Genomic DNA, 26,927 nt, shown 5'->3' on the forward strand with positions numbered 1-26,927 from the left:
TGGGTGTGGGGCTTCGGGAGAAGGTCGTGGTGGTGTCACCCGCCGCCCCCGGCCTGGCCGCCGGGGTCGCGGCCCGCCCGTTCCTCGCCCACGTGCGCCGGCCGCTCGTGCGCCCGCGCGACGGGAGTCTCGTCCACGTGGACCACGCCGCCGACGCGCGGCTGGACGATCACGCGCGCGTACGGATCGCGCTCGCACAGGTGCCGGTGGCCACCCGGCCGCTCAGCTGACGGACGGAGTCAGCCCGGGAAATCGACGCTCGCGCGTTCGGCCACGACGGAGCGGACGAACGCCGCGACCTCCTGGTGTGCGGGGTGCACCTGATACCGCTCGAGAGCCTCGACATCGGCGAACTCGCTGACGAGGGCCACGTCCCAGTTCGTCTGCGGGTACGCGACGTTGCGCCCCACCTCGAGGTGCTCGATCTCGGCGATCTCGCCGCGAAGCGACAGCAGGCGCTGGGCGATCTGCTCCGCGTGCAGGGCACGCGTGTCGGCGTCGTCCGCCGCGAGCTTCCATAGGACGATGTGACGGATGCTCACGCGGGGGCTCCTTCTGGGTCGGCCGCGAGGAGAGCGGCGCGCAGACGATCGGCGGACACGCGCCAGTGCGCGTGCAGTTCACCGTCGATGAGGACGACCGGGATCTTTTCCCACCACCGCTCGAACAGCGCGGGATCCTCGGCGATCGACGCCTGCTCCAGGACCACGCGGTCGGCGATGTCTCCGGGGAGATCGGCGACGACGGTCTCGACGATCTGCTCCGCGACGTCGCAGAGGTGGCAGTCGGGTTTGCCGATGAGCGTGAGGGTCGTCACTCCACCCATCCTAGGAGGGCGCGACCGGGGTCAGGACTCGACGTCGTACCCCGAGGCGATCCACTCGCCGGTGCCGCCGTCGACGTTCGTGGCGTCGTGGCCCCGCGCCGTCAGGGCCTCCACGACCCGCGCGGAGCGACCGCCCGCCTGGCAGATGACGTCGAACGCCCCCTCGGGGAGCATGTGCAGGTTCTCGCCGAGCGTCGACATCGGCAGGTTCACCGCACCGGGGACGTGCCCCGCGGCGAACTCATCGACCTCTCGCACGTCGATCAACGGGCGGTCGCGCCCGGCGCGCAGGTCGTGGACCGAGATGGACTGCATGTGTGCTCCTCGAAAGGACGTCGATGATCGGATGCCGCATACACGAAGCGCCCGTCGGGTGACAGGCGCTCGGTGTGGTGGTCGCTTACTTCTTGTTGCGACGCTGGTGACGAGTCTTGCGAAGCAGCTTGCGGTGCTTCTTCTTCGCCATGCGCTTACGGCGCTTCTTGATGACAGAACCCACGGAAAACCTCACTAAGTCGGGGTCTGGGTGCCGATGTCGGCTCCCGGGAACGGGCAGGCGTTGGAAAAAGGCCTCGGACCAGTCTAGCCGACGTCGGAGACCGGACGCTGCACGGCGTCTGCGACGGCGGATTCGGGCACGCGATAGCTCCGACCGAACCGGACCGCGGGGAGTTCACCCGCATGCACGAGCCGGTAGACCGTCATCTTCGAGACCCGCATGAGGTCTGCGACCTCGGCGACCGTCAGGAAACGCACGTCGGGCAGCTCAGCCATCGATCACCCTCCGCCGCGGGTGACCTTCACCCTCTGATGTGGGACACACTCTAGGGTCTGGCCGCGACGGCTGTAAACCTATGGGGCTTCTGTGACGTACGGGATTCAGCGCCCCGGCAGCTTGCGGAAGGCCGAAGCGACCGAATGCTTCACCGATGCGGCCGCCCGACCGACCACCTCGGCGGCGTGCACGGCGGATTCCGGGAGCGCCGGCTCGTTCTCGACGTCGATCGAGAAGAACGGCACCAGCCAGTCGTCGACCTCGTCGAGAGGAGCGACGGCCAGGCTGTAGTAGCGATGCTGGCCTTCCTCGCGAACCGAGACCAATTCGGCCTCGCGCAGCACCTTGAGGTGCTTCGAGACGGTGGGCTGGCTCACCCCCAGCGCATGCACGATCTGCGAGACGCTCGTGCCCCGCTCCCCGCCCGTGGCGCGGTCGAGCAGCAACTGAAGGATGTCGCGACGCGTGCCGTCAGCGATCACGTCGAAGATGTCCGCCATGGCATTAGGTTAGCCGCGAGCTCGCCCGAGTACCATGATCCGGGTCCGGCTGCGAAGGGAGTCACGCATGGCGGCGACGCCCGAGGGTGTGCGTATGTCGGTGCGCGTACGGCGCATTGCGTTCCGGGCATGGGACGGACTGCGGGATTCGACGACGGCATCCCCCGCGCGCTTCGCGGTGCTGGTGTTCGTCATCCTGATCCTGCTCTTCACGGCGCTGTTCTCGCTGCCCGCCGCTGCTGCCGACGGACAGCGCACCCCGCTGGCGGACGCGCTGTTCACGGCCGTGTCGACCATCTGCGTCACGGGCCTGTCGACGGTGAACATGTACAGCCACTGGTCGCCGCTCGGTCACGTCATCACCTACCTGGGCGTGAACGTCGGAGCACTCGGCGTTCTCACGCTGGCGTCGATCCTCGGCCTCGTGATCTCCAAGCGCCTGGGCCTGCGCGCGAAGCTCATCGCGGCCGGGGACAGCAACCCTCTCCGCGTGCACGGTGGCCCGGTCAACGAGGGGCAGACCATCCGGCTGGGCGAGGTGGGCCAGCTGCTGCGCACCGTCGCCTTGTCCACGCTGGTCATCGAGGCGGGCTTGACCGTCCTGATCTACCCCTCGCTCATCGTCGGCGGCATCGACCCCGTCGTGGCGCTGTGGGAGGCGCCCTACTACGCCGCGATGGCGTTCACCAACACCGGCTTCGTGCCGAACGCAGAAGGTCTGACGCCCTTCGCGCGGGACTACTTCCTCCTCACCGTGCTCATGATCGGCGTCTTCCTGGGGTCGATCGGCTTCCCCGTGATCTTCACGCTGTGGCGGCACTGGTGGCGGTTCCGGCTGTGGTCGCTGCACGCGAAGCTGACGATCATCACGACCGTCGTCCTCTTCTTCGCCGGCGCCGGCGTCATTCTGCTGCTGGAATACGACAACCCGCTGACGTTCGGGAGCATGGACGCGTGGGACACCACCTTCCAGGCCTTGTTCCTCTCCGCCATGACCCGATCGGGCGGATTCTCGGTGATCGAGATCGGTGATCTGAACGGCGCGACGCTCGTCGTGGGCTCGATGCTCATGTTCGTCGGCGGGGGCTCGGCATCCACCGCCGGCGGCATCAAGGTCACGACCCTGGCCGTCCTCGCCCTCGCCGTGTGGTCCGAGGCCAAGGGACGCCCGTCGGTGCAGGCGTTCGGCCGACGCATCCCGAGCGACGTGCAGCGGGTGGCCCTGTCCGTCGTGGCCTGGGGCGCGACGATCGTGGCGCTGTCCACCGTGACGATCAGCCGCATCACCGATGCCCCGATCGAGTACGTCCTGTTCGACGTCATCTCCGGGTTCGCCACGGTGGGCCTCTCGACCGGCCTCACCGCCGAACTCCCCGATCCCGCGGTCTACGTCCTCGCTCTCACGATGTTCATGGGACGGATTGGTACTGTGACACTCGCCGCGGCCGTCGCGGCGTCCTCCCGTTCGCAGCTGTACGCGCTGCCCGTCGAAAGGCCCATCGTTGGTTGAACGGATCCGCAGCGACGCGCCCGTCCTGGTCATCGGCCTCGGGCGCTTCGGCGCGGCGTGCGCCGGGGAGCTGGACCGTCTCGACCGCGAAGTGCTCGCCGTCGACGGCAACCTCGACCTCGTACAGAAGTGGTCGGAGCGCGTGACGCACGCCGTCCAGGCCGACGCCCGCAACATCGACGCCCTGCGGCAGATCGGCGCTCAGGACTTCCAGGTCGCCGTCGTGGCGGTGGGGTCGCTCATCGAGGCATCCGTCCTGATCACCGCGAACCTCGTCGACCTGAAAGTGCCGCAGATCTGGGCGAAGGCGGTGTCGCAGTCGCACGGCAAGATCCTCGCCCGCGTCGGCGCGAACCACGTCATCTACCCCGAGGCCGAGGCCGGCGAGCGCGTCGCGCACCTCGTCAGCGGCCGCATGCTGGACTTCATCCGATTCGACGACGACTTCGTGCTGGCCAAGATGTACCCGCCCAAGCTCGTCCGCGGCGTGGGCCTGAACGAGTCGGGCGTCCGCACGAAGTACAACGTGACGGTCGTCGGCGTGAAGAGCCCGGGCCGTCCGTTCCGCTACGCCGAGGCGAACACGGTCGTCACCAACCACGACCTCATCATCGTGTCGGGAACCAACGGCGACATCGAGCGGTTCGCCGCCCTGGATCGCTGATCAGGCGTCGATCTCGAGCACGACGGTGACGACGTCGTCGACGCCGAGCTGCTCGGCATCCTGCAGCGCCTTCTTGATCGGAACGACGTAGGCGCCGTCCTTCGGCCAGAGCGCGGTGGTCACGCGCGTGGCCCCGATGGTGACGGCGGCGGGGATCATCCCCCAGCCGTAGGTGACCATCGGCGCGACCTCGGCGATCTGGGCGGCCTCGGCGGGCGGCACGGTGACGAAGTGGTACGGCGCGGGTCCGCGCCAGTGCCAGATCTCCCCGTCGAACCGCAGCAGCATGTCAGGCCCCCGCGGCGAGTTCCTTCGCGCGGGCGAGGGCGGCCTCGGCGGCCCTCGTGAACGTGTCGTCCAGATCCGCGCCCTGGAGCACCGCGATCGCGCGCTCGGTCGTGCCCTTCGGGCTCGTGACGCGGCGACGCAGTTCGGCCGGACCGACGTCGGCGGATGCCAGGAGTGCCGTCGCGCCGATGAAGGTCTGCTCGGCCAGCAGGCGCGCGGCGTCGTCGTCGAAGCCCATGCGCACCGCGGCTTTCGTGAATTCCTCGATGAGGAGGAAGACGTAGGCCGGGCCGGAGCCGGAGATCGTCGAGAGGGCGTCGATCTGCGATTCCGGCACCTCCACGACGTGTCCGACCGTCTCGAACAGCGCGCGCACGAGCGCGACGTCGTCGGCGGACGCCGCGGCGCCGGCGGCGAGACCGGTGACACCCTTGCCGACGAGCGACGGGGTGTTCGGCATCGATCGGAGCGTCGCGACACCCTCGCCGAGGTGCCGTGCGAACGTCTCGAGGGTCACTCCGGCCGCGAGGCTCACCACGACGGCACCCGGACGCAGGTGCGGCGCGATCTCGTCGAGCAGGTCGGGCACCATGCCCGGCTTCACGCCGATGAGGATCACGTCGGCGGATGCCGCGGCGGCGACGTTGCCGTCGGGGGCGGTCTCGAGGGCGACGCTGGTCACACCCTCCAACTCGGCGAGTTCGGCCGCCTTGGCGACCGTGCGGTTGGTCGCGACCACGCCCCCGCCGGTCAAGCCCGCCGAGACCAGTCCCCGCAGGATCGCCCCTCCCATGGAACCGGCGCCGAGGAACGCGAGCGGGGGCAGGGAGGAAACGGCATCCGTCATGCACGCAAGTCTACGAAGCCTGAGTGCGTCGGATAGGGGCGCGCGTTAGAGTCGGAGCGCGCCCGTACCGGAGCGGACGCGAGTGACACGGAGGACCCCATGACTCTCTTCGACGGCATCACCTCGCGCCTGGTCGAGACCGGTCGGCTGAGCGTCAACGTTCTCGAGCGCGCGGCCGACGACCCCGCCACCGTCCCCGAGCAGACCGTGGTCTTCGTCCACGGCAACGTCTCTTCCTCGCTGTTCTGGCAGGAGATCATGCAAGATCTGCCGAGCGATCTGCGGGTCCTCGCCGTCGACCTGCGCGGCTTCGGCGGAACCGAGCACGCCCCCATCGACGCCACCCGCGGCGTCCGCGATTTCAGCGACGACCTGCACGCGACGCTCGAAGCCCTCGGCATCCCGACCGCGCACCTGGTGGGCTGGTCGATGGGCGGCGGCGTCATCCTGCAGTACGCGCTGGATCACCCCGTCCTCTCGCTCACGCTGCAGGCCCCCGTCTCGCCCTATGGATTCGGCGGAACCCGTCGCGACGGGTCGCGGCTGACCGACGACGACGCCGGCACCGGCGCCGGCGCGGCGAACCCGGACTTCGTGCAGCGTCTCATCGATCACGACACCACCGCCGACGCCCCCACGTCCCCCCGATCGGTGTTCCGCTCCGGGTACGTCGCGGCCGGGTACACGAGCGATCACGAGGACGTCTGGGTCGAGTCGATGCTCACGACCTCCACAGCCGGGGGCAACTACCCCGGCGACTCGGTGACGTCGCCGAACTGGCCCGGCTTCGCCGCGGGGACCATCGGCGTCCTCAACACGATGGCGCCGAAGTACTTCGACGTCTCGGGCATCGTCGACCTCGCCCGCAAGCCCCCCATCCTGTGGATCCACGGCACGGCCGACGCGATCGTCTCGGATGCCTCGTTCTACGACCTGAACCACCTCGGTGCCCTGGGCATCGTGCCGGGTTGGCCGGGCGAGGAGGAAGCGCCGGCACAGCCCATGGTGTCGCAGACCCGCGACGTGCTGGACGCCTACGCCGCCGCCGGCGGCGAGGTCACCGAGATCGCCGTCGAGGGTGCGGGGCACGCGCCGCACCTGGAGCGGCCGGCGCAGTTCCGCCAGGCGCTGCTGACGCAGATCGGATACGTCGGTCGCCCCGCCGACCCGGCGCCGCCGACCGAGACGATCATCCTGCGTTCGGCCGACTGAGGGAGACCGCGTGGAGTACTGCCTGTTCACCGAGCCCCAGCAGGGGTTCTCGTACGACGACCAGCTCGCCTTCGCGCGCTCGGCCGAAACACACGGTCTGGACGGCTTCTTCCGCTCCGATCACTATCTGCGCTCGGGCGACGGTGATCCCCTCCCCGGCCCGACCGACGCCTGGACGACGCTCGCCGGCCTTGCGCGGGAGACGTCGCGCATCCGCCTCGGGACGCTCGTCTCCTCGGTGACCTTCCGCGTGCCCGGCATCCTCGCCATCCAGGTGGCCCAGGTGGATGCCATGTCCGGCGGGCGGGTCGAGCTGGGCCTGGGAACCGGCTGGTTCGCGGCGGAACATGCCGCCTACGGCATCCCCTTCCCCGCGCGCCGCTTCGATCTGCTGGAGGAGCAGCTCGCGATCGTGACGGGCCTGTGGTCCACCCCGATCAGCGAGACCTTCTCGTTCGAGGGCGCGCACTACCGCCTGGATGCCGCCCCGGCCCTGCCCAAGCCCGTGCAATCTCCCCTCCCGGTGATCGTCGGCGGCGGCGGTCCGCGGCGCACGCCGGCCCTCGCGGCCCGCTTCGCGACCGAGTTCAACATCGGCTTCGTCGCCGAGGAGATCGTCGCGGAGAAGTTCGCCGGGGTGCGCGCCGCGTGCGAGCAGTTCGAGCGCGACCCCGCGACGCTGAAGCTCTCGGTGGCGCTGCCGACGATCGTCGGCGCCGACGACAGCGCGATCGAGCGCCGCCTCGCGGCCATCGGACAGACACGCGAGCAGTTCGACAACGGCGCCAACCTCATCGGGCGTCCCGACGAGATCGCGGCGAAGGTGGAGCGCCTGCGTGCCCTGGGCGCCGGCCGCGTGTACTTCCAGCTCCTCGATCTCCGCGACGTCGACCACGCCGACGAGATCGGCACCGACCTGCTGCCGCTGCTGCCCCGCTGAGCCGCGCTCAGTCCCGTCGGCGTTCGAAGAACCCCCGCAGCAGGGCGGAGGCCTCGTCCTCGGCGACCCCGCCCACCACCTCGACGCGGTGGGGCAGGCGCCGGTCACGGAGCACGTCGTAGAGGGAACCCGCGGCCCCCGCTTTGGCATCCCACGATCCGAAGACCACGCGCGGCACGCGAGCCTGCAGCACCGCTCCCGCGCACATGACGCAGGGCTCGAGCGTCACCACGAGCGTGCACCCGTCGAGGTGCCACGTGCCCAGGCGTGCCGCGGCCTCGCGGAGAGCCGCGACCTCGGCGTGCGCGGTGGGGTCGTTCGTGAGCTCGCGGAGATTGCGTCCTTCACCGACGATGCGCCCCTCAGCATCGAGCACGACGGCCCCCACGGGAACGTCGTCGTGATCCGACGCGGTGCGGGCGAGCGCGAGCGCGCGCCGCATCGCGGCGAGGTCGGCGGGGGCGGGGGTCACGGTGCTCCGAAAGACGAGGGTGGAGGGCCGGGGTCGAGCGGCTAGCCTTGAGCCTATGCGTGTCCACGTCGCCGACCACCCCCTCATCACCCACAAGCTCACGGTGCTGCGCGACCGGCAGACGCCGTCGCCGGTGTTCCGCCAGCTCACCGAGGAGCTCGTGACGCTGCTCGCCTACGAGGCCACCCGGAACGTGCGCGTCGACCCGATCGAGATCCAGACCCCGGTCACGACCACGCAGGGCGTCAAGATCAGCGAACCGCGCCCCATCGTGGTCCCGATTCTGCGCGCGGGTCTGGGCATGCTCGAGGGAATGGTCAAGCTCCTGCCCACCGCCGAAGTGGGGTTCCTCGGCATGGTGCGCGACGAGGAGACCCTCCAGCCCTCCACGTACGCCGAGCGCCTGCCCGACGACCTCAGCGACCGCCAGTGCTTCGTGCTGGACCCGATGCTCGCCACCGGCGGTTCGCTCGGCGCGGCGATCAAGTTCCTCTTCGACCGCGGTGCGCAGGACGTCACGGCGATCTGCCTGCTGGGCGCGCCGGAGGGTGTCGCCGCGATCGAGAAGCAGGTCGAGGGCCACGACGTGACGCTCGTGCTCGGTGCCCTCGACGAGCGACTGAACGAGAAGGGCTACATCGTGCCCGGACTCGGCGACGCGGGCGACCGCCTCTACGGCACCGCCTGACGCGACGCCCGCGAGCTCGCGCCACGGGGGTGGCGGGTGGCGCAGGGCGCGCGGCGCCGGGGAACTGGCGCGACGCGGGTGAGCGCCGGCCCGGCGCCGCGGAGCTCGCGTGACTCGGACGAGCGCAGGGCGCGGTGCCGGGAAGCCGCCGCACGACGCACCGAGAGGGTCAGCCCCCGGCGCCGACCAGCCGCGCGAAACCGCTGAGACGAGCGACCCCCTCGGGCGTACGTGGAAGATCGTCCAGGAGCGAGGGCGAGTAGACGACGTATGCCGCCTGCATGGCCCGCGAGATCGCGACGTTGACGCGGTTGCGCAAGAGGAGGAACTCGAGCCCCCGCGGCGCGTCCCGGCCGGACGACGCGGCGAGCGTGAGGATCGCAACGACGGCTTCCTTGCCCTGGAACCGGTCCACGGTGCCCACCGGGACCTCGGGGTACCCGGCCGCCGCGAGCGCCTCCTCGACCGCGACCTGCTGGGCGTTGTACGGCGTGATCACGATGACGTCGTCGGCGCGCAACGCGCGCGGCGGGTGGACGACCGCCCTGTCGCCGACGCCGCCGTCGGCACCGGTCCACTGCCGCCCCACGAGATCGGCGACGAGCCCGACGACGGCCTCCGCCTCTTCCGGTGAGCACGTCGCGTTGCCGCGGTGACGGACCGGGACGGGGTGGAGTCCCGGCTCGACACCCGCGAGCGTGCGCAGAGCCGTGGAAGGGTGGGCCGCCAGGCGGCCCTCGTACGACAACCGCGACACCGGGCCCGCGACGGCGGGGTGCATACGTCGTGTCCGCGCGAGGAAGTACCCGAACTCGGGCGGGACGACCTCGGCCCCGTCGATCACCCAGCCGAGTGCCGAGGTGTCCACCGGCTCGGGGTGAGTGCCCTGACTCACCTGGGGCAGCTGCTGCGGGTCGCCGAGCAGCAGGAGCCGAGACGAGGCCAGCGAGACCGCGATCGTCGAGGCGAGCGAGAACTGCCCCGCCTCGTCGATCACGAGCAGATCCAGGCTGCCGCGTGGGACGCGCCCCTCGTGGCTGAAGTCCCAGGCCGTCCCCCCGACGACGAAACCGTGGGCGGCGTTCTCTGCGGCGAAAGCGGGCACGCCGTTCTTGGGCAACACGGTGAACTCGTGGGTCGCACCGGGGTCTTTCGGCGCCTTCCCGACGCGTGAGGCCGGGACGCCGGCGGCGATCACGCGGTCGAGCATGTGCTCGACGGTCGCGTGCGACTGCGCGACCACCCCGACGCGGTACCCGCGCTCGGCGACGAGTCGTGCGATGACATGCGAGCCGACGTACGTCTTGCCCGTTCCCGGCGGGCCCTGCACCGCCAGGTAGCTGCGGTCGAGGTCGGCCACGGTACGGGCGATCGCCGCGATCTCGTCGTCTCCGGAGGTGCCGTCGATCGCGGTGACCGGTGACAGCACTCCCGAAACGGTGCGTGGGGGCCGTCGGCACAGGATGTCCGCGGCTGCTCCGTCGGGCAGCGTCGGCGCCGCCGCGAGCACGGCATCCGCCCACGCGTCGATCGCCTTCTGCTGATTGCCCGCGCGCGGCGGGGCGGGCGGAGTGAGCGCGAGCGGAAGGGTGTCCCACGTCACCCCGTCGACGGCGACCTCCTCGATGACGGCACCGTCATCGAGCACCTCGCGCACGGTGACCCGGCGAGCCCCGTGGATCCAGCGCAGACGGGCCTCGAGCGGAAAGGGGGCCGGCAGGTCGTACACCGCGAACGGCTCGGCGTCGGCGGTGAGCCGGCTGCCGGGAGCGACCTCGCCGCGGATCTCGACCAGGCGCCGCTCGGCGCCACGACCCGACTCGGAGATGTGCCAGTCGGTCACGACGCGCGAGCGGGCGGCATCCACGACGACGACGTCGCGCGTGTCCTCCCAGATCGACACCGGCTCGCGAAGACGGAGGAAGTGGGTGGCCCAGTACGTCTTCTCTTCGCGGGGGTAGTAGTCGATCGCGGCGGCCGCGAGGCGCAGCGCCGTCGCGTCCGGTTCGGTCGCGTCGGCCGCCCAGCGCTGCAGCGCCGTCGCCCGTGGTGACGGCGCGTACGCCTGCTCGTCGGGCTCGGCGCCCCGCGCGGGCATCGCGCCCCCCTCGCGGGCGCGTTCGACGAGCCAGTCGCGCAGGCGCCGCGTGGAGACGCAGTCGTATCGGTTGTAGTCGGCGAGGTCGTCGAGGACCCGCTGAGCGGCCTCGTCCCGGCCGTCTGCGGCGAGCGCCCGCGCCTCCACGTACTTCACGATGGAGTCGTCGCCGCGCTGGACGTCGCTCGTGCGTACCTCGTCGCCCATGTACAGCGGCTCGAGCTTCTTGATCGAGTAGGACCGCGATCCCACGCGCAGGGCGCGTCGGACGACGGGGTAGAGGTCGACGAAGACGCCGTCGCGCAGCAGCCGGTCGACGTCGCCCTCGCGGACGCCGTAGCGCGCCGCCATGGTGAGCAGGTGCGTGGGCTCGTACGGCGCGTAGTGGTAGATGTGCATGTCCGGGAACTGCTCGCGACGCACGGCCACCATGTCGAGGAATCGCTCCAGTGCGGCCCGTTCCTCGTCGAACGTGTGCGCCCACAAGGCCCCATAACGTTCCCGGGTGTCCACCCATCCGAACAGGTAGTCGATGCCCCAGTGCTCACGGTCGCCCTCGGTGTACAGCGGGTCGCCCTCGAAGTCGAAGAAGAGGTCGCCGTGGTCGGGCCGAGGGAGCACGCCCAGGGCCTTGGGGGCGACGACCTCGTAGGTCGGGACCACGTGTTCGCCTGCCGCCCCGTCGCCCGCGGGGCTCTGGAGCTGCAGCCGGGCCTGCGTGCGCAGGGAGACGAAGGTGTCGCCGCTCATGGCATCCGGTGCGGCCGGGGCCGCGGCCAGCGCGTCGATCGTGTCGATGCCCGCGGCACGCAGTCGGTCGCGCTGCACCGGCCGCATTCCGGCGACCAGGAGCAGGTCGCGGTGCGCCACGACCTCGATCTCGCACGTCGGGCAGCGACCGCAGGCCACGACCGCGAGTTCGCCGCGGGGATCGCCCCACGGCACCACGGCACCCGCGGCACCGAGCTCGACCCCGCGGTCGGCGATGAGAGCGCGCAAGCGCGCGCGGCGCAGCGCGAACACCGGCAGGAGGTCGTCCACGCGGTGGGTGCTCGTCGCGCCGTCACCGAGGAGCAGTTGCACCTCGTCGGAACGGGGGACGCCGAGCCGGTCGAGCTGGTCGACGTACGCGGCCAGCTGCATGAGCGCGGTGACGCGAGCGCGGCGGGCGAGCTTGGTGTCCTGTACGATCCACGGCCGCCCGCCACCGCTGCCGCCGTCGGGCTCGCGGACGAGGAAGTCCGCGAAGCCGACGAACTCGTCGGTCGAGAACGCGGCCTGGTAGACGACCTCTACCGACGGGTCGGCGAGGGCCTCGCCCGTGAGACGCACGGCCTCGGCGAGGGCGTCGGCGTCGGAGGACCGCGCCGCGGGGATCTCGCGCACGGCGGCCCCGAAGCGTCGGCGGTAGTCGTCGAGCACGCGCAGCTCGTGCGCCGTTCCGAGCGCCGCGGCGCGCTCGAGCGTGGCATCCTCGGGGTCGGGAACGGCTTCGATGCGGCCGATCTTCGCGTCGATCGCCCGGAGCCACGCGAACTCGCACTCGGCTGCCGCTTTGAGATCGCTGGCGCTCCAGACGATCCGGGCCTCTTGCTCGATGTACCGCATGATGGTCAACGCTAACCGGGGCCGCCGACATTGCCGGTCGCGCGTCCACAGGGTCCGCGACTGTGCGCTCGCCGTCTGCCGCGGTGTCGGACTCACCTGACAGACTGGACCGGTGATCACCGAGCTGCCGTTCGAGAACGTCTACCGGCACGGCTTCGCGCGCGTTGCCGCGTGCACGATCCCCGTCGCCGTGGCCGACCCGGCCGCCAATGCCGACGCGGTGCTCGCGTCGGCGCGGGAGTGCCACGCGGACGGCGTCGCGGTCGCGGTGTTCCCCGAGCTCTGCCTGTCGGGCTACGCGATCGACGACCTCGTCATGCAGGACCCGCTCCTGGATGCCGTCGAGCACGCTCTGGCGCGGATCGTCGCGGCATCCGCCGACCTCCTGCCTGTCCTGCTCGTGGGGGCGCCGCTGCGCCACCGCAACCGCCTCTACAACTGCGCGGTCGTCGTGCACCGCGGACGCATCCTCGGCGTCGCGCCGAAGTCCTACCTGCCGACGTACCGCGAGTTCTACGAGCACCGGTGGTACGCGCGCGGTGACGACCAGGTGGGGCAGCACATCTCCGTGGCGGGTGAGACGGTTCCGTTCGGACCCGATCTGCTCTTCGACGCGGTCGACGTGCCCGGCCTGACCGTGCACGCGGAGGTCTGCGAAGACGTGTGGGTGCCGGTCCCGCCCTCCTCGACCGCTGCGCTGGCCGGCGCCACGGTCCTGGCCAACCTGTCGGGCAGCCCGATCACGATCGGTCGCGCCGACGACCGGAACTTGCTGTCGCAGTCGCAGTCGATGCGCTGCCTCGCCGCGTACGCCTACGCCGCCGCGGGTCAGGGCGAGTCCACCAACGACGTGTCGTGGGACGGCCAGACGATGATCTACGAGGGCGGGCAGCTGCTGGCCACGACCGAGCGCTTCCCCGACGGTCCGCGCCGCAGCGTCGCCGATGTCGATCTCGACCGCCTCCGACAGGACCGACTGCGTCAGGGCACGTTCGACGACAATCGGCGCACCGCCGGGGCGACGTTCCGCACCGTGTCGTTCGAGCTCGACCCGCCCGCCGTCGACCTGGGACTGCGGCGCTCGCTCGACCGGTTCCCGTTCGTGCCGGACGACCCGGCGCGCCTGGCGCAGGACTGCTACGAAGCGTTCAACATCCAGGTCTCGGGGCTCGTGCAGCGGCTCGAGGCCATCGGCGGTCCGCGCCCCGTGATCGGCGTGAGCGGGGGGCTAGATTCCACCCATGCCCTGCTCGTGATCGCCCGAGCGATGGATCGCATGGGCCGCCCGCGCAGCGACATCCTCGCGTACACCCTGCCCGGGTTCGCGACCGGCGAGAAGACCAAGCGCAACGCGATCGCCCTCGCCGAGGCCGTGGGGGCCACGATCGAGGAGATCGACATCCGGCCGGCGGCATCCGAGATGCTCTCGCGGATGGGTCATCCGTTCGCATCGGGCGAGCCGGTTCACGATGTGACGTTCGAGAACGTCCAGGCGGGTCTGCGCACCGACTACCTTTTCCGCCTGGCGAACCAGAAGAACGGGATCGTGATCGGCACGGGCGACCTGTCCGAGATCGCCCTGGGCTGGTCGACCTACGGGGTGGGCGATCAGATGAGCCACTACTCGGTCAACCCCGGGGTGCCCAAGACCCTCATCCAGCACGTGATCCGCTGGGTCATCTCGGCGGGCGAACTCAGCGCGGCGACGGTCGAAGTGCTGCAGGCCGTGCTCGACACGGAGATCAGCCCCGAGCTCGTGCCGGCCGGGCAGGACGGCAGGATGCAGTCCACGGAGGACCGCATCGGCCCGTACAACCTGCACGACTTCACGCTCTACCACGTGCTCCGGTTCGGCTTCCGGCCGTCGAAGATCGCGTTCCTCGCCGCCAAGGCATGGGAGGATCCGGATGCCGGGGCCTGGCCGCCCGGCTACCCCGAGGGCGAGCGGCCGTCGTACGACCTCGTCACCGTCGCCCGGTGGATGGAGGTCTTCCTCCAGCGCTTCTTCGGCTTCGCACAGTTCAAGCGCAGCGCCATCCCCAACGGACCGAAGGTCTCCCCCGCGGGGTCGCTGTCACCGCGCGGCGATTGGCGCGCGCCGTCGGACGGCAACGCCCGCGCGTGGCTGGCCGACCTGCACGCCGCCGTCCCGCAGGCGTTCGACGGCGACTGAGCTCACCAGCCCGTCGAGCCGGGGACGCCCTTGAACGGGCCCGCGACGTCGTCCGTCACCCAGCCGCCGTAGAACCCGCCGGGCTGCGGCCGCACCGTCTCGCCCGCGACGAGGCACCGGTCCATCGGCGCGGCGTAGACCGCGACACGGTCGGAGAGCACCTCGTAGCCGGGCATCGGATCGGGGTAGTTCCACCCGGCGCGCTCCGCGACCGCGCCCGCTCCCCCATGGACGTCGAAATACCGGGCGCGGCCCTTGAACTCGCAGAACGACGCACCCTCGCCGAGCGTCAGTGCGTCACCGAACGCCGCGATCGGCAGGTAGTACACCGGCGGATGGCTCGTCTCGAGCACGCGCACGACGTCGTCCGTGTCGACGATCCGGATGCCGCCGAAGTCGATCTGCACGCGCGCGGCGACGCGTTCCACCCGCGGCGGGCGGGGGTAATCCCACACGGACTCCTGGCCGGGACGGACGGGATCGGGTACGGGTCGAGCCATGGATCCACGGTACGCCGCGCGGGAACGCACCGGGTCGTCGGCCTGTCGTGACCGAAGCGTGGCGCAGATGCGCACGGGGGTTCGATACCCTGGGGGCAGGAGGGGCACGAGTGAGCGGCGAACACGGCACCGGAGTCAGTCGGCGGTACCGCGTCTACCAGGTGGGCGGGATCGTGCTCGGCGTGTTGTTCCTGGGGCTCGGCATCGCCGCGCTCCTCGCGGGCGGCGGTCCCGTGATCGCCGCCATCGCCGGAATCGGGGGCCTTGCCGTGATCATCGTGTCGATCGTGATGATGGTGCGCTCGTGACCGCTCCCGACGACGGTGGACAGGGCGAGAAGCCCCGCAAGTACCCTCCCGGCACGGTGGTCATCTGGGTCGCGGTGTCGGCGGTCGGCCTGTGGCTGCTGGGCAGTGGCCTCGTCGGCATCCTGTCCGGGAACTGACCGGGAGCCGACCGGGCACGGGAATTCGCGACGGTCGGCATCGTTGTCCCGAAGACACCGATCATCGACCGAAAGGGCATCATGACGCGCATCGGACGCAGCGACCTCGACATCCGTCCCCTCTCCCTGGGCGGCAACGTCTTCGGCTGGACGGCCGACCGCGACACCTCGTTCGCCGTGCTCGATGCCTTCCGCGCCGGTGGGGGCGACTTCATCGACACCGCCGACGGCTACAGCGCGTGGGCACCCGGGAACTCGGGCGGCGAGAGCGAGACGATCATCGGCGAGTGGCTCGCGAGCCGCAAGCCCGACAACGTGGTCGTGGCGACCAAGGTCAGCACCCACCCGGACTTCCGCGGTCTGTCCGCCGCGAACGTGCGAGCCGCCGCCGAGGCCTCCCTGGGCCGCCTCGGCGTGGACGCGATCGACCTGTACTACGCGCACTTCGACGACGCCGACACCCCGCTCGAAGAGACGGTGGGGGCTTTCGCCGATCTCGTGTCCGACGGACTCGTCCGCTACGTCGCCGTGTCGAACTACAGCGCCGACCGCATCCGCGAGTGGATCTCGCTCGCGCAGGCCGCGGGCGCCGATCTGCCCGTCGCCATCCAGCCGCACTACAACCTCATGCACCGCACGCAGGTCGAGACCGAGATCGTGCCCGTCGCCGAGCAGTTCGGCCTCTCGCTCGTCCCCTACTACGCGCTGGCCAGCGGATTCCTCACGGGCAAGTACCGCTCTACGGATGCCGCGGGCGACTCGCCCCGCGCCAGCGGCGCCGCCAAGCTCGCCACTCCCGCCGGACTCGCCGTGATCGACGTCCTCGAGGAGATCGGCCGCGCCCACGACGCGTCGATCGCCGCGACCGCCCTGGCCTGGCTGCGCGCGCAGCCGACGGTGGCCGCGCCGATCGCGAGCGCCTCGCGTCCCGAGCAGGTCGCAGACCTCATCTCGAGCATGTCGCTCGATCTGTCGGCAGACGAACTGGCGCGGCTCGGCGCCGTTTCGGCCGAAGCCGGGGTGTGACCCGCGGCGCCGTTCTCGCCGCGCGCGGGTCGCTCCCCGCGTCGGCGAGAATGGTCGGGTGAAGCTCCTCGTCGCCGCCCATGCGTCCGAATTCGTCGCCTTCGAGCCCGACATCCCCGGGTTCGACCGGTTGTTGACCGGCGTCGGCAAGATCCCGGCCGCATACGCCCTCACACGCGCCCTGTGCACGGGCACGTACGACGAGGTCGTCGTCGTGGGCACCGCCGGCGCGATCGACCCCGAGCTCGAGGGCGGCATCTACGACATCTCCGCCACCGTCCAGCACGACGTGAAGGGACTGGACGGCACGTTCGGCCAGCACGTGTGGCTTCCGGCGCGCGTCGACATCGCCCCGGAGGGCGTGGTCATCGCCACCGGCGATCACTTCGTCGACGACGCCGAGGCCGTGGTCCTCATCCGCGACCTCGACGCCCGGATGGTCGACATGGAGTCCTACGCCCTGGCCTGGGTGGCCCAGCAGTTCGACGTGCCGATCCGGATCCTGCGCGCGGTCTCGGACCGCGCACAGGACGGGGCGACCGAGCTGTGGGATGACGTCGTGGAACGATGCAGCCACGAACTGCGGGCGAAGTTCCGCGAGCTCTACGGGGTGTGAATCGGGTGCCGCGTCGTCAGGGCGTCTGAGAGCCGTTGCGGGCGCGGCCCGCCAGGTCGGCGACCCCGACGATGAGCGCCAGCCCCAGGAAGACGCCGACCGCGATCATGCCCATGGCATAGGCGTCGTGATACACCACGAGCGGGTCGCGGTCACCCTGCTCGCGATAGACCGTCGCATAGAACAGCGCCAGCGCGATCGCCGTGCCGACCGCGGTGCCGATCCGCTGCCCCAGCTGTCCCACCGATCCGGCCACGCCGCCGCGGGAGACGGGGATGTCGGCGAGGGTGAGCGTCTGGTTCGGTGAGATGACCAGGCCGCCGGCGAAGCCGCCCGCGACCATCACCGCCGCCATCGCCCACGGGGTCCATTCCGCGGGGGTCATCAGCGCGACGACAGCCAACGCGCCGGCGGTGGCGATCATCCCGAGGATGCCGCCGACCACGAGGGGGCGTCCGAGCCGCGTGACGAGGTTGCCGCCGATCCAGGAACTGCACGCCGATGCCACCGCGAATCCGATCGTCACCATGCCCGCGAACACCGGCTCCAGCCCGAGACCGCCCTGGAGGAACAGGGTGCCCAGGAGGAACATCGCCGGAACCGCGGCGAAGTAGGCCGTCGAGATCAGCACCCCGTTGCGGTAGGACCCGAGGGAGAAGATCGAGGACGGGATGAGCGGCATCCGCCCGCGATCGGCATAACGGCGCTCCCAGAAGACGAACGCCGCGGCGAAGACGACGGAGACCACCAGGAGCCACCATCGGCGCGGATCGTCGTCGGGCGAACCGGTCGTGAACAGGAACGGCCACATCAACGCCACGATCGTCAGGCCGAACAGCACGACGCCCACCGGATCGAGGTCGAGGGCCCGGTGCGACTTCGTCCGTGTGCTCGGCAGCAGCCACGCCGCGAGCGCGATGACGATCGCGACGAGGGGGATGTTGATCCAGAAGATCAGTCGCCAGCCGTCGGTGGGTCCGCCGAGCGCGATGAGCAGCCCGCCGAGGGTCGGCCCGAGGGCGGTGGCGATGCCGATCGTCGCGCCGAACAGACCGAACGCTCGACCGCGTTCCTTCCCCTGGAACAGCTGCTGCACCAGACCGAGGACCTGGGGCATCTGAATGCCCGCCGCGACGCCCTGCAGCAGGCGGGCCGTCAGCAGCACGGTGGTGGTGGGTGCCAGGGCGCACGCGAGGCTCGTCACGAGGAACAGCGACAGCCCCACGAGGAACAGCACGCGGCGCGAGCGCAGGTCGCCCAGACGACCGGCGGGCACCAGGACGAGGCCGAACGTGAGGATGTACCCCGACACCACGAGCTGCAGCTCGGTGGGCCCTGCGTTCAGCGCCGTCTCGATCGACGGCAGGGCGACGTTGACCTTGGTGAGGTCGAGGATCGTCAGCGCCGCCACGGAGACGGCGATCCAGTAGGCGCGCCAGCGGTGCCGCGGCGAAAGCTCGATGTCACGCGTGGGTGGGTGGGGGGACGTGCGTTCTTCAGGCATCGACCCTCACGGTACCCCCGCGGAACCGCGGCGCGGCCGGGGCTTGCGCCCGGGCGCGACCGGTCGCCGCGGCGACGCGCCCCGCGCGGGAGCCCGCGTTCGCGCCGTCAGTCGACGTCGCGCCGCGCGAACACCGCGCGGAGGACGATGAACACGATGACGGCGACGACCGCGACGACCACCAGCCGGAAGACGAACGCCACGAGCGAGAACAGGACGTTCACGAGGATCCACGCGATCACGATCGCCGCGATGACCCCCAGAACGGTCCACAGGGTGCTCTTGCGCATGATCCCAGCCTAGGCGAGGGCCCCGACCGCCGTGTCCTGACGGATGATGCTCGGGCCTCGCGGGGTGGCGGTCACGCGCACCTGTGCCGGCAGTTGATCCTTCATGGACCCGACATGGCTGATGACGCCCACGGTCCGCCCGCCCTGCCGGAGCTCGTCCAGCGTGCGCATCGCGAGGTCCAGGGTTTCGTCGTCGAGCGAACCGAACCCCTCATCGATGAAGAGCGTGTCGAGCCGGATGCCACCCGCCCGCGCCGTGACCACCTCGGCGAGTCCGAGCGCCAGGGCGAGCGAGGCCAGGAACGTCTCTCCGCCGGACAACGACTGCGGTGGACGGCATTGGCCGGTGAAGGCGTCCATGACCTCCAGCCCGAGCCCGCTTGCGGCCCCCCGCGCCGCCAGCGCATCCGTGTGCTGCAGGCGGTAACGGCCCGCGGACATGTGGTCGAGGCGCAGGTTGGCGGCATCCACGATCTCTTCGAGCTCGGCAGCGAGCACGAAGGTCTCGAGCGCCATGCGACGCGTGTTGGGCGCGCGACCGGCCACCGTGTCCGCCAGTCGCGCCACGACGGCGTGCGCATCGGACAGCCGGGCGACGGCCGCGCTGCCGGCGTCCGCGCGTTCGGCGAGATCCCGCACGCGCACCGCGGCCGCCGACATCGCCGCATGGGCGGCTGCGGCGGCCTCGACGGCGGCGCGGGCGTCGCGAACCGCGGCAACCGACGGAGCGAGATCGATCGGGTCGTCGGGCGAACCGACGAGGAGGAGTTCGAGGTCGAGCAGGCGCCGACGCGTGGCGGCGAGCTCGGCGTCGTGCTCGGCGATCGTCGACTCCAGGCGGCGGCGTTCCGCCCGGCTGCGCAGCGCCGCGCGCACCTCGTCCTCTTCGGCGAACACGCTCTCGGCGAGCAGCTCGTCGAGCGCCGCGCGCGCGTCGGCGGCGGCGCGTACGCGCGTGTCGAGCTCGGATCGGGCCGCACTCACCGCCCGTACCGCATCGCGTCTCGCGCGCAGATCGCGGCGCCGGTCGCGGACCGTCGGGAACTCACCGCGAGCCTCGGCGAGCTCGGCGCGCAGGGACTCGGCGCTCTGGAGGCGCAACGCGAGGAGCTGACGGGCGTCGGCGAGTTCGCGGGCCAGACGCTCGCCCTCTTCGGCGTCCGCCTTCTCGCGTTCGAGCAGCGCCGTACGTTCCCGCGCGAGCCGATCATGTTCGATGACGTCGGCCTCGGCCTGTGCGAGAGCCTCGTCGATGCGGTCTCGTCGCTCCCGGAGCGCGCTCACCGGCTCGCCGCCGGCTCGCGCCGCGGCGAGGGTGTGGGCGTCGCGGGCGACGCGCGACGCATCGGAGGCGAGACGGTCGCGTTCGGCTGCGGCGTTCTTGCGGTCTTCGGCCGCCGAGACCTCGGCATCGGTGACCGGGTCGTCGGTGCCGACGGCCGGCGCGGGGTGCTCGCGCGATCCGCAGACGGCGCACGGCTCTCCTTCGACCAGGGCGTGGGCGAGTTCGCCCGCGGCTCCCGCCAACCGGCGGCGCAGCAGCCCGCTCCAGGCGTCGACCGCCAACTTCAGCTCATCGGCGCGCACGAGCGCCGACAGATCGGCCTTGTCGCGCTCCTCGGCCAGCCGTTCGGCGTCCAGAGCCGCCTCGATCCGCCGGGAGATCTCCGCCCGCTCCGACACCGCGACGTCGCGGCGGGTGGTGGCGTCGGCGAGCGCACCGAGACGGTCGTCGAGAGAGTCGCGCACAGCCGGCGCCTCCGCGCGTCGCGACGCGACCGCGCGGGCCCGCGTCTCGGCACGCTCCACATCCGCTCGTCGCCCGAGGACCTCGGCCTCGACCGCGGCCAGATCGTCTTCCCGGGCGAGAGCCTCGTCGACGTGGGCGAGCACCGCAGTGAGTTCGTCGTCTCGCGCGGCCAGGGCGGCGGCGTCGTCGAGGCCGGTCTCGCCGAGATGTTCCGCAGCCGAGACCGCGGCGGTCCACGCCGCTCGGGCGGGAACGAGCCCATCGCGCGCACGATCGGCGGCATCCACCGACGCGCGGAGCGCCTCGGCCGCCGCCGCCGCGTCGGCTTCCGCACGAAGGGCGGAGATCCGCTCGGTCTCGGACTCGAGTGCGGCGAGCGCTTCGCGCGCGGTACGTCGCTCGACCTGGCGCTCGTGCACGGTCGTCGCCTCGCGTTCCGCCACGAGTGCGGCATCGAGCAAGCCCTTCGCCGCCTCGCGAGCGTGGGCGGCGGCCTCGACGCGATACTCCATCCGTTCGACGGCGCGGACGACGCTCGCCAGCCGCTCCGGAATCGTCCTCACCGGTTCCGTACCCGCGCGGGGGTGCTCGGCTGCGGCATCGCCCGGGTCCGCGTCCGGAGTCGATTCCGCCTCCGACTCGGCCCCCTGCGCCGCGTCGAAGGCGGCGATCATGCGGTCGGCCTCGTCGAGCAGCGTGGAGACCTCGTTGCCCTCGGCGGCCAGATCCTCGAGCGCGCGCTTGCGTCGTTCGTCGAGATCGGCCGCGTACTGCTCGTACGATCGCGTGCCGAACAGGGTGCGCAGCAGCGTCTGTCGCTCGTCGTTCTTGGCGAGGAGGAACCGGGCGAACCGGTTCTGCGCCAGGAGGATGACCTGAAGGAACTGCTGCTGCGTGAGCCCGAGGATCTCATCGAGCCGGGCGGCCACGTCGACCGGCCGCGCCGCCACCCCCGTCCACCCCTCGGGCTCGAGCACCTCGAGGCTCGCCCGGTGCGGTTCCTTGGTCGTACCGGTACCGCTGCGCTTGGGGCGCTCGTACTCGGGCGAACGCGTCACCCGCCACCGCCGGCCCTCGGCGCTGAACTCCACGGTCACGCTCGTGGGGTCGTCGAGGCCGCAGTGGTCGCTGCGCAGGCGGCGCTCGGCACCGTCGTACCGGGGGACACCGCCGTACAGCCCGTAGCAGACGCCGTCGAGCACACTCGACTTGCCCGCACCGGTTCGTCCCGCGATGAGGAAGATCCCGTCGTCGGCGAACGCGTCGAAGTCCACGACCTGCCGCTCGAGGAACGGACCGAAGCCCTCGAGCTCGAGGCGGTGCAGCTTCATGACCGCGCCTCCGCCACGGCGCGCGCGTCGAGCACCTCACGGATGATGTCGCGCTCCGCGGCCGAGGCGCCCTCGCCCTCGCGCACGTGGGTCAGGAAGGCGTCGATGACCTCGCTCTCGTCGCGGGCCGCGCGCACCCGGCGGGCATAGCCGAGTCCGTCGTCCTTCCGCGACTCGGACGGGATGTGCGCGACCGTGGCGCACCACGGGAAGCGGGTCTGCAGTCGTCGCATGGGGTCGATCTGCGCGGTGGTGTCGGTGTACTCCGCTCGCACCCACTGGTCGACGAAAGCGTCGAGGGCCGGATCGCCGAGAAGGTCGTCGAAGGGCGCCCGCAGTGTGACCAGGGGACGCGGCACGGGGAGGTCGAGCCACTGGACCGACGCGAGCCCCGTGGCATCCAGCTCGACCAGCCACGACCCGCGCGGCTTGCCCGCCTCGCCGAAGCTGTAGTGCAAAGGCGCTCCCGCGTAGCGCACCCGCTCGGAGAGCTGCTGGCGCCCGTGGATGTGGCCGAGAGCGACATAGTCGGGGCCCTCGAACACCGGAAGGGGCACGTTGTCGAGCCCGCCCTGACGGATCTCCCGCTCGACCCCCGGGGTGGCCTCGACGCCCGCTGCGAAGCAGTGCGCGACCACGATGGACCGGCCACCGCGGGTCGTGAGGTCGCTCCGCACCAGGTCCATGGCGTGCGCGATCGTCTGCGCCTGGCTACGCAGCTCCACCCCCTCCCACAGGTGCCGCACGATGGCGGGCTCGAGGTAGGGGATGCCGTAGAAGTGGACGGGCCCGTGGGCATCGTCGATCGTCACCGGCGTGCCGACGGAGAGGGGGTCGGTCACCACGGCGATCTCCTCGCGCAGGAGAGCCGACTGGAAACCGAGCCGCGCCGCCGAGTCGTGGTTGCCGGAGGTCACCACGACGCGCGCGCCCGCGTCCGCGAGCGCGGCGAGAGTACGCGTCAGAAGCGGATAGCACGCCGCCGACGGGGCCGCCGAGTCGAACACGTCGCCGGCGACCACGACGACGTCGACATCGTGCACGCGTACCTGCTCGACGACCACATCCAGCACGTCCGAGAGCGCGTCCAGCGTGGAATGGCCGTGGAACGAACGTCCGATGTGCCAGTCAGAGGTGTGCAGGATCCGCATGCTGACACGGTACGTCCGGCCTCCGACATCGGCGTTCAGCCGACACGCGGGTCGTCCGCACGAGGCGCGGACGGCGGCTCAGCCCCCCGCGACCTCCGCCGCCAGCGCCCGGATCCGGTCGTCTCCGAGCTCGAGCCCGACGTCGGCGAAACGCTGACGCAACACATCGGCGATGCGTTCCTCCGAGGCATCCCCCACGTCCGCGCGGGTCTGGACGACGACGCCGGCGATGCGCGCCTCATCGTCGGTGGGGTGCGTGTCCATCGCGGGGGCCGACTGCTCGCCGGACCGCGAGACCTTGCCGTCGTCGTGGACGGCGCCGCCGACGGAGTCCGCCGGCGAGGCCCCGCTCTCGGAGCCGTCCGACGGTTCGGGGCTGCGGGTGTGGTCGGTCATGTCAGTCCTCCGTGCTCATGTCGGGGTCGATGCCCTGGCTGGCGGCATCCCCCTCGATCGGGTCCGACGGCTCGGCGTCGTTCAACCGCGGCGAGCCTTTCGCGTGGGCGTTCTGTTCGGTGGTCTCGCCGTCGGCCACGTCGCCGCTCTCCCAGCCTCCCGGAGGGTTGGCATCGATGACGCCCTCGGGCAGGTCGCGTTCCTCGGTCATGGCATCCCCTTTCGACCTGTCCCAGCATCGTCGTCCGCCGACGTGCGGCGACGGGGGTTGACGGGTCTCGGGGCCGCGAGTACCGGCCGCTCAGCGGCGGGCGTGCAGGAGGCTCGCCCGTTCGGGGTGGGCCTCGAACCACTCGCCCACGTACCAGCACACGGGGAGGATCTCGCGGTCGCCGGCTCGTTCGATGGCATCCACGGCCCTCTCGACGACCACGGCGGCGTACCCGCGTCCGCGGAACGTCGGGATCGTGAACGCCCGGGTGAGGGCGATCGTGCGGCCGTCGTCGCGATAGTCGAGGACGGAGACGAGATCGTCGCCGTCGTGCAAGGTGTAGCGCGAGGCGGCCCGGTCGTCGGCGAAACGCAGGTCGGTCATGGACATCACGGTACGCCGCTCCGACGCGGTGGGCGCCGAGGACGCAATGTGCTCGGTGAAAGCCCGAGAGATCGTCGGAAAAGATGCAGGATGCCATGTCGCCGACGCTTCATGATTTGACGCGGTCCGACACGGTGGGTCATAATCAGCCGCATGACTGTCAACGCGCTTTCTCTGTCCGCCCGGGAGGCGAACGGGACTGCCGGCATGATGATGCCCGGCCGCGTTGTCATGTGTTGTCGAATGTGCCGCTAACAGCGACCCTCGCTCCGACGACCCCGCGCTTCTGAACGCCGGCGTCGTCGCCCGGTCGTCCGCCTTTCGCGTCGATCACGCGCACCCGGACACCGCGCTCCGGCCCCTCGGCCACACACCTCCCGTCGAACCCCGCTCCCTCGACGCTCGGGTTCACCACTGAAGGACACCTCCCTCATGTCGACCTCCGCCGTTCTCGACCGCCCCGTCACCCCCGCCCCCGCCATCGCTCCGCGGCCCGCCGCGGCGCGATCCGCCGCTCCGGCGGCTGCGACCACCGCACCCTCCACCCCCGTCCCGTCCGCACGACCCGCCGTTCCCGCCGGGACGTCGCCGCGCGGGTTCGCCCTGTACGTCGGCATCGACGAGGCGAAGGCCGCGGCCGCCGGCGTCAGCCTCGGCACCCTCGTCGAGGCGCTGCGCCGCACGCTCGGCGAACTCGCCCCGGCCGCCGAGACGTATGCGACGGTCGCCCTCGCCCCCGCCGGGGCCGGTGGTCGCGACGTCGACGTCGTACGACTGGCTCTGCACGAGCCCTCGGCCGTCGCCCGCACCAAAGCCGAGCCCGCCGAGGAGGACCGCGCGGCCCGGGGCGTCGTCGTCGACATCTCGCGCAAGCGCGTTCTCATCGACGGCGAGTCCGCCGCGTTCACGTTCAAGGAGTTCGAACTCCTGCAGTACCTCGTCCTCCGTGAGGGCCGCACCATCGAGCGCACCGAGCTGGTGTCGTCGCTGTGGGAGGGCGCCACCGACGACGAGGCTCCGGGCGAGCGCACGATCGACGTGCACGTGCGGCGCCTGCGCGCCAAACTCGGCATCTACGAGGACATCGTCCGCACGGTACGCGGCGTCGGCTACCGGTTCGATCGCCACGCCGATGTCTCGATCCGCTACGGGCACGGCACGCCTTCACCCGACCGCTTCTGACCCCGGCTCGGTCCTCGCCGATCGTCATGTCGGCGGGGCGACGTAGGGTGTCGGCATGGGATCGGTCCGGGTGCGCGCGCACGCCGCTTCGCGCGACGTCCGACCGCACGTCGCCGACCCCGTGCAGACGGAGTACCGACCGTCGGAGCGCATAGACCTCGATCGCACGATCGCCGCCCAACGGCACGGCCGCAACGATCCCACGTTCATCGCGATCGGCTCACTGCGCACCGGAGGCATCGTGTGGCGCGTGAGCCGCACGCCGGTCGGCGTCGCCACGCTCGCGCTGCGCTGCACCGCCGACGGCACCGTCCGCGCCGCCGCGTGGGGCGCGGGCGCGGAGTGGGCCCTCGACCAACTGCCCTCCCTGTGCGGCGCGCGCGACGACCCCGACGGGTTCGATGCGACGCGGCATCCGTCCGTCGCCGAATGGCACCGCCGGCACCCCGACCTGCGCATCGGACGCACCGACCTCGTCTTCGACGCCCTGGTGAGCGCGATCATGGAGCAGAAGGTCACGGGCCTGCAGGCCTTCTCGGCCTGGCGGAGCATCGTCACCTGGTACGGCGAACGCGCCCCCGGTCCCACGCCGCAGCCGATGTTCGCCCCGCCCGATGTCGAGGGCTGGCGGCACGTGCCGTCGTGGGCCTGGCATCGGGCCGGACTCGAGCCCCCGCAGTCGCGCACGATCGTCGAAGCGGCGCGGAGGGGACCGTCGATCGAGCGCGCGGCGACCGCGGCGCCGGACGGCGAGGCACGCGACCGTGTGTTGATCAGCCTGCGCGGAGTCGGCGTGTGGACGAGCGCCGAGACGCGCATCCGCGCGTTCGGAGACCCGGATGCCGTGAGCATCGGCGACTACCACCTCGCGCATCAGGTGGGCTACGCCCTGACCGGTCATCGCACCGACGACGACGGCATGCTGGAACTGCTCGAGCCCTTCGCCGGGCATCGCCAACGCGTCATCCGGCTCATCTACGCGGGGGCGGCGTTGGAGCCGCGGCGCGGTCCGAGGCTCCACCCCGAAGACCACCGCGACCGCTGACCGGCGCCGGCCGGCGGACTTCTCGACAATGTCGGTGACGGGGTCCACACTGGCGGCATGACGACAGCACTCACGACGTATCTGAACTTCCGCCGGGAGTCGCGCGAGGCGATGGAGTTCTACCACCGCGTCTTCGGCGGCGACCTGCAGATCTCCACGTTCGACGATTTCGGCATGCCCGTCGACGAGGGTGACGGTGGGCTCGTCATGCACGCGCAGCTCACGACCCCGCAGGGTTTCACGCTGATGGCCTCCGACGTCCCGGCGGAGATGCCCTTCACGCCCGCGGCCGGCATCTCCATCGCCCTGCACGGGGACGAGGAGGAGACACTCGAAGCGTGGTTCACCGCGCTTGCCGAGGGTGGTCGCATCGGGATGCCGCTCGAGACCCCGCCGTGGGGCGGGCGGTACGGAACCGTCACCGACCGCTTCGGGATCGACTGGCAGGTGGTCATCGACACCGGGAGCGATGCGTCCGCGCCCTAGGCTGAGCGT

General features: G+C 71.3%; 31 protein-coding genes and 1 pseudogene. 14 read left to right on the forward strand and 18 right to left on the reverse strand.

Features of this window, described 5'->3' with window-relative positions; translation table 11 throughout:
* Positions 1 to 230 (forward strand): annotated as a pseudogene (locus tag LL239_RS00005) (spermidine/putrescine ABC transporter ATP-binding protein); the annotation flags it as partial.
* 9 nt (positions 231 to 239) lie between these two features.
* On the opposite strand, the gene LL239_RS00010 reads toward LL239_RS00005, so the two are convergent.
* From LL239_RS00010 to LL239_RS00035, 6 genes are all read right to left on the reverse strand, one after another.
* On the reverse strand, positions 240 to 542 hold the full coding sequence (locus tag LL239_RS00010; RefSeq protein WP_228161387.1) for a Dabb family protein: 303 nt from the start codon (positions 540 to 542) through the stop codon (positions 240 to 242).
* The gene (locus LL239_RS00015) at positions 539 to 817 is read right to left on the reverse strand and encodes a glutaredoxin family protein (RefSeq protein ID WP_228161388.1); all 279 of its coding nucleotides are present in this window, start codon (positions 815 to 817) and stop codon (positions 539 to 541) included. Before LL239_RS00015 ends, LL239_RS00010 begins: the two co-directional genes overlap by 4 nt.
* A gap of 30 nt (positions 818 to 847) precedes the next feature.
* A complete protein-coding gene (locus LL239_RS00020; protein ID WP_228161389.1) occupies positions 848 to 1,141 on the reverse strand; it encodes a rhodanese-like domain-containing protein in 294 nt (97 codons plus the stop codon).
* An 85-nt stretch (positions 1,142 to 1,226) separates the two neighbouring features.
* Positions 1,227 to 1,325, reverse strand: a complete 99-nt coding sequence (locus tag LL239_RS00025) for a 30S ribosomal protein bS22 (RefSeq protein ID WP_003792170.1) — start codon at positions 1,323 to 1,325, stop codon at positions 1,227 to 1,229.
* Between the two features lie 83 nt (positions 1,326 to 1,408).
* Entirely contained in the window at positions 1,409 to 1,600 is a 192-nt protein-coding gene (locus tag LL239_RS00030) for a helix-turn-helix domain-containing protein (RefSeq protein WP_228161390.1), read from the reverse strand.
* Positions 1,601 to 1,705: 105 nt separating this feature from the next.
* Positions 1,706 to 2,101, reverse strand: coding sequence for an ArsR/SmtB family transcription factor (locus LL239_RS00035; RefSeq protein WP_228161391.1), 396 nt, complete (start codon positions 2,099 to 2,101; stop codon positions 1,706 to 1,708).
* 67 nt (positions 2,102 to 2,168) lie between these two features.
* On the opposite strand from LL239_RS00035, the gene LL239_RS00040 reads away from it, so the two are divergent.
* Together LL239_RS00040 and LL239_RS00045 are read left to right on the forward strand one after the other, a co-directional pair.
* A complete protein-coding gene (locus LL239_RS00040; RefSeq protein ID WP_374197598.1) occupies positions 2,169 to 3,611 on the forward strand; it encodes a TrkH family potassium uptake protein in 1,443 nt (480 codons plus the stop codon).
* Positions 3,604 to 4,275: a potassium channel family protein gene (locus LL239_RS00045; RefSeq protein ID WP_228161392.1), complete on the forward strand. Its 672-nt coding sequence runs from the start codon at positions 3,604 to 3,606 to the stop codon at positions 4,273 to 4,275. The genes LL239_RS00040 and LL239_RS00045 overlap by 8 nt, the downstream gene beginning before the upstream one ends.
* Here the strand turns inward: LL239_RS00045 and LL239_RS00050 are convergent, their stop codons facing one another.
* Both LL239_RS00050 and proC read right to left on the reverse strand, forming a co-directional pair.
* On the reverse strand, positions 4,276 to 4,563 hold the full coding sequence (locus LL239_RS00050) for a DUF1905 domain-containing protein (protein WP_228161393.1): 288 nt from the start codon (positions 4,561 to 4,563) through the stop codon (positions 4,276 to 4,278).
* A 1-nt stretch (position 4,564) separates the two neighbouring features.
* On the reverse strand, positions 4,565 to 5,410 hold the full coding sequence (gene proC, locus LL239_RS00055; protein ID WP_228161394.1) for a pyrroline-5-carboxylate reductase: 846 nt from the start codon (positions 5,408 to 5,410) through the stop codon (positions 4,565 to 4,567).
* 99 nt (positions 5,411 to 5,509) lie between these two features.
* Here proC and LL239_RS00060 point away from each other — a divergent pair, with 99 nt between their 5' ends.
* Together LL239_RS00060 and LL239_RS00065 are read left to right on the forward strand one after the other, a co-directional pair.
* Positions 5,510 to 6,622, forward strand: a complete 1,113-nt coding sequence (locus LL239_RS00060; protein WP_228161395.1) for an alpha/beta hydrolase — start codon at positions 5,510 to 5,512, stop codon at positions 6,620 to 6,622.
* Between the two features lie 10 nt (positions 6,623 to 6,632).
* The gene (locus tag LL239_RS00065; protein ID WP_228161396.1) at positions 6,633 to 7,562 is read left to right on the forward strand and encodes an LLM class F420-dependent oxidoreductase; all 930 of its coding nucleotides are present in this window, start codon (positions 6,633 to 6,635) and stop codon (positions 7,560 to 7,562) included.
* A 7-nt stretch (positions 7,563 to 7,569) separates the two neighbouring features.
* Here LL239_RS00065 and tadA read toward each other — a convergent pair whose 3' ends face one another.
* A complete protein-coding gene (gene tadA / locus LL239_RS00070; RefSeq protein ID WP_228161874.1) occupies positions 7,570 to 8,004 on the reverse strand; it encodes a tRNA adenosine(34) deaminase TadA in 435 nt (144 codons plus the stop codon).
* A gap of 85 nt (positions 8,005 to 8,089) precedes the next feature.
* Here tadA and upp point away from each other — a divergent pair, with 85 nt between their 5' ends.
* Entirely contained in the window at positions 8,090 to 8,722 is a 633-nt protein-coding gene (gene upp / locus LL239_RS00075; RefSeq protein ID WP_228161397.1) for a uracil phosphoribosyltransferase, read from the forward strand.
* Positions 8,723 to 8,891: 169 nt separating this feature from the next.
* On the opposite strand, the gene LL239_RS00080 is transcribed toward upp, so the two are convergent.
* The gene (locus LL239_RS00080) at positions 8,892 to 12,428 is read right to left on the reverse strand and encodes a TM0106 family RecB-like putative nuclease (protein ID WP_228161398.1); all 3,537 of its coding nucleotides are present in this window, start codon (positions 12,426 to 12,428) and stop codon (positions 8,892 to 8,894) included.
* Between the two features lie 112 nt (positions 12,429 to 12,540).
* Here LL239_RS00080 and LL239_RS00085 point away from each other — a divergent pair, with 112 nt between their 5' ends.
* The gene (locus LL239_RS00085; RefSeq protein ID WP_228161399.1) at positions 12,541 to 14,601 is read left to right on the forward strand and encodes an NAD(+) synthase; all 2,061 of its coding nucleotides are present in this window, start codon (positions 12,541 to 12,543) and stop codon (positions 14,599 to 14,601) included.
* A 2-nt stretch (positions 14,602 to 14,603) separates the two neighbouring features.
* On the opposite strand, the gene LL239_RS00090 is transcribed toward LL239_RS00085, so the two are convergent.
* The gene (locus LL239_RS00090) at positions 14,604 to 15,101 is read right to left on the reverse strand and encodes a DUF427 domain-containing protein (protein ID WP_228161400.1); all 498 of its coding nucleotides are present in this window, start codon (positions 15,099 to 15,101) and stop codon (positions 14,604 to 14,606) included.
* Positions 15,102 to 15,211: 110 nt separating this feature from the next.
* Between LL239_RS00090 and LL239_RS00095 the strand changes: the two genes are divergently transcribed.
* The 4 genes from LL239_RS00095 to LL239_RS00110 all read left to right on the forward strand — a co-directional run bounded on the left by LL239_RS00095 (position 15,212) and on the right by LL239_RS00110 (position 17,188).
* On the forward strand, positions 15,212 to 15,409 hold the full coding sequence (locus LL239_RS00095) for a hypothetical protein (protein WP_228161401.1): 198 nt from the start codon (positions 15,212 to 15,214) through the stop codon (positions 15,407 to 15,409).
* Positions 15,406 to 15,546 carry a hypothetical protein gene (locus tag LL239_RS00100; protein ID WP_228161402.1) on the forward strand — a complete coding sequence of 47 codons (141 nt, stop codon included), beginning with the start codon at positions 15,406 to 15,408 and terminating at the stop codon, positions 15,544 to 15,546. The genes LL239_RS00095 and LL239_RS00100 overlap by 4 nt, the downstream gene beginning before the upstream one ends.
* 81 nt (positions 15,547 to 15,627) lie before the next feature.
* The gene (locus tag LL239_RS00105; protein ID WP_228161403.1) at positions 15,628 to 16,572 is read left to right on the forward strand and encodes an aldo/keto reductase; all 945 of its coding nucleotides are present in this window, start codon (positions 15,628 to 15,630) and stop codon (positions 16,570 to 16,572) included.
* Positions 16,573 to 16,630: 58 nt separating this feature from the next.
* On the forward strand, positions 16,631 to 17,188 hold the full coding sequence (locus LL239_RS00110; RefSeq protein WP_228161404.1) for a phosphorylase family protein: 558 nt from the start codon (positions 16,631 to 16,633) through the stop codon (positions 17,186 to 17,188).
* A gap of 16 nt (positions 17,189 to 17,204) precedes the next feature.
* Here LL239_RS00110 and LL239_RS00115 read toward each other — a convergent pair whose 3' ends face one another.
* The 7 genes from LL239_RS00115 to LL239_RS00145 all read right to left on the reverse strand — a co-directional run bounded on the left by LL239_RS00115 (position 17,205) and on the right by LL239_RS00145 (position 24,205).
* On the reverse strand, positions 17,205 to 18,692 hold the full coding sequence (locus tag LL239_RS00115; RefSeq protein WP_228161405.1) for an MFS transporter: 1,488 nt from the start codon (positions 18,690 to 18,692) through the stop codon (positions 17,205 to 17,207).
* A gap of 107 nt (positions 18,693 to 18,799) precedes the next feature.
* Positions 18,800 to 18,982, reverse strand: a complete 183-nt coding sequence (locus LL239_RS00120; RefSeq protein ID WP_228161406.1) for a hypothetical protein — start codon at positions 18,980 to 18,982, stop codon at positions 18,800 to 18,802.
* 9 nt (positions 18,983 to 18,991) lie between these two features.
* Positions 18,992 to 22,063 (reverse strand): AAA family ATPase, encoded by a 3,072-nt coding sequence (locus tag LL239_RS00125; protein ID WP_228161407.1) that lies wholly within the window; start codon positions 22,061 to 22,063, stop codon positions 18,992 to 18,994.
* On the reverse strand, positions 22,060 to 23,214 hold the full coding sequence (locus LL239_RS00130) for an exonuclease SbcCD subunit D (RefSeq protein ID WP_228161408.1): 1,155 nt from the start codon (positions 23,212 to 23,214) through the stop codon (positions 22,060 to 22,062). Before LL239_RS00130 ends, LL239_RS00125 begins: the two co-directional genes overlap by 4 nt.
* A gap of 78 nt (positions 23,215 to 23,292) precedes the next feature.
* A complete protein-coding gene (locus LL239_RS00135; protein ID WP_228161409.1) occupies positions 23,293 to 23,610 on the reverse strand; it encodes a hypothetical protein in 318 nt (105 codons plus the stop codon).
* A 1-nt stretch (position 23,611) separates the two neighbouring features.
* Entirely contained in the window at positions 23,612 to 23,821 is a 210-nt protein-coding gene (locus LL239_RS00140; protein WP_228161410.1) for a hypothetical protein, read from the reverse strand.
* Between the two features lie 90 nt (positions 23,822 to 23,911).
* Entirely contained in the window at positions 23,912 to 24,205 is a 294-nt protein-coding gene (locus LL239_RS00145; RefSeq protein WP_228161411.1) for a GNAT family N-acetyltransferase, read from the reverse strand.
* Between the two features lie 432 nt (positions 24,206 to 24,637).
* On the opposite strand from LL239_RS00145, the gene LL239_RS00150 reads away from it, so the two are divergent.
* The 3 genes from LL239_RS00150 to LL239_RS00160 are packed head-to-tail and all read left to right on the forward strand — an operon-like array spanning position 24,638 to position 26,918.
* Entirely contained in the window at positions 24,638 to 25,387 is a 750-nt protein-coding gene (locus LL239_RS00150; RefSeq protein WP_228161412.1) for a winged helix-turn-helix domain-containing protein, read from the forward strand.
* 55 nt (positions 25,388 to 25,442) lie between these two features.
* The gene (locus LL239_RS00155; RefSeq protein ID WP_228161413.1) at positions 25,443 to 26,432 is read left to right on the forward strand and encodes a DNA-3-methyladenine glycosylase family protein; all 990 of its coding nucleotides are present in this window, start codon (positions 25,443 to 25,445) and stop codon (positions 26,430 to 26,432) included.
* 57 nt (positions 26,433 to 26,489) lie between these two features.
* Positions 26,490 to 26,918 (forward strand): VOC family protein, encoded by a 429-nt coding sequence (locus tag LL239_RS00160; protein WP_228161414.1) that lies wholly within the window; start codon positions 26,490 to 26,492, stop codon positions 26,916 to 26,918.
* The last annotated feature ends 9 nt before the right edge of the window (positions 26,919 to 26,927 follow it).

This window comes from Microbacterium testaceum (assembly GCF_020781835.1).
GTDB lineage: Bacteria > Actinomycetota > Actinomycetes > Actinomycetales > Microbacteriaceae > Microbacterium > Microbacterium testaceum_H.

Excerpts from the sequence above, each read along its gene's own strand:
- LL239_RS00020 (WP_228161389.1), bottom strand. The coding sequence starts at position 1,141 with ATGCAGTCCATCTCGGTCCACGACCTGCGCGCCGGGCGCGACCGCCCG.
- LL239_RS00030 (WP_228161390.1), bottom strand. The coding sequence starts at position 1,600 with ATGGCTGAGCTGCCCGACGTGCGTTTCCTGACGGTCGCCGAGGTCGCA.
- LL239_RS00035 (WP_228161391.1), bottom strand. The coding sequence starts at position 2,101 with ATGGCGGACATCTTCGACGTGATCGCTGACGGCACGCGTCGCGACATC.
- LL239_RS00040 (WP_374197598.1), top strand. The coding sequence starts at position 2,169 with ATGGCGGCGACGCCCGAGGGTGTGCGTATGTCGGTGCGCGTACGGCGC.
- LL239_RS00050 (WP_228161393.1), bottom strand. The coding sequence starts at position 4,563 with ATGCTGCTGCGGTTCGACGGGGAGATCTGGCACTGGCGCGGACCCGCG.
- proC (WP_228161394.1), bottom strand. The coding sequence starts at position 5,410 with ATGACGGATGCCGTTTCCTCCCTGCCCCCGCTCGCGTTCCTCGGCGCC.
- LL239_RS00060 (WP_228161395.1), top strand. The coding sequence starts at position 5,510 with ATGACTCTCTTCGACGGCATCACCTCGCGCCTGGTCGAGACCGGTCGG.
- tadA (WP_228161874.1), bottom strand. The coding sequence starts at position 8,004 with ATGCGGCGCGCGCTCGCGCTCGCCCGCACCGCGTCGGATCACGACGAC.
- upp (WP_228161397.1), top strand. The coding sequence starts at position 8,090 with ATGCGTGTCCACGTCGCCGACCACCCCCTCATCACCCACAAGCTCACG.
- LL239_RS00080 (WP_228161398.1), bottom strand. The coding sequence starts at position 12,428 with ATGCGGTACATCGAGCAAGAGGCCCGGATCGTCTGGAGCGCCAGCGAT.
- LL239_RS00090 (WP_228161400.1), bottom strand. The coding sequence starts at position 15,101 with ATGGCTCGACCCGTACCCGATCCCGTCCGTCCCGGCCAGGAGTCCGTG.
- LL239_RS00105 (WP_228161403.1), top strand. The coding sequence starts at position 15,628 with ATGACGCGCATCGGACGCAGCGACCTCGACATCCGTCCCCTCTCCCTG.
- LL239_RS00115 (WP_228161405.1), bottom strand. The coding sequence starts at position 18,692 with ATGCCTGAAGAACGCACGTCCCCCCACCCACCCACGCGTGACATCGAG.
- LL239_RS00120 (WP_228161406.1), bottom strand. The coding sequence starts at position 18,982 with ATGCGCAAGAGCACCCTGTGGACCGTTCTGGGGGTCATCGCGGCGATC.
- LL239_RS00125 (WP_228161407.1), bottom strand. The coding sequence starts at position 22,063 with ATGAAGCTGCACCGCCTCGAGCTCGAGGGCTTCGGTCCGTTCCTCGAG.
- LL239_RS00130 (WP_228161408.1), bottom strand. The coding sequence starts at position 23,214 with ATGCGGATCCTGCACACCTCTGACTGGCACATCGGACGTTCGTTCCAC.
- LL239_RS00135 (WP_228161409.1), bottom strand. The coding sequence starts at position 23,610 with ATGACCGACCACACCCGCAGCCCCGAACCGTCGGACGGCTCCGAGAGC.
- LL239_RS00140 (WP_228161410.1), bottom strand. The coding sequence starts at position 23,821 with ATGACCGAGGAACGCGACCTGCCCGAGGGCGTCATCGATGCCAACCCT.
- LL239_RS00145 (WP_228161411.1), bottom strand. The coding sequence starts at position 24,205 with ATGACCGACCTGCGTTTCGCCGACGACCGGGCCGCCTCGCGCTACACC.
- LL239_RS00150 (WP_228161412.1), top strand. The coding sequence starts at position 24,638 with ATGTCGACCTCCGCCGTTCTCGACCGCCCCGTCACCCCCGCCCCCGCC.
- LL239_RS00155 (WP_228161413.1), top strand. The coding sequence starts at position 25,443 with ATGGGATCGGTCCGGGTGCGCGCGCACGCCGCTTCGCGCGACGTCCGA.
- LL239_RS00160 (WP_228161414.1), top strand. The coding sequence starts at position 26,490 with ATGACGACAGCACTCACGACGTATCTGAACTTCCGCCGGGAGTCGCGC.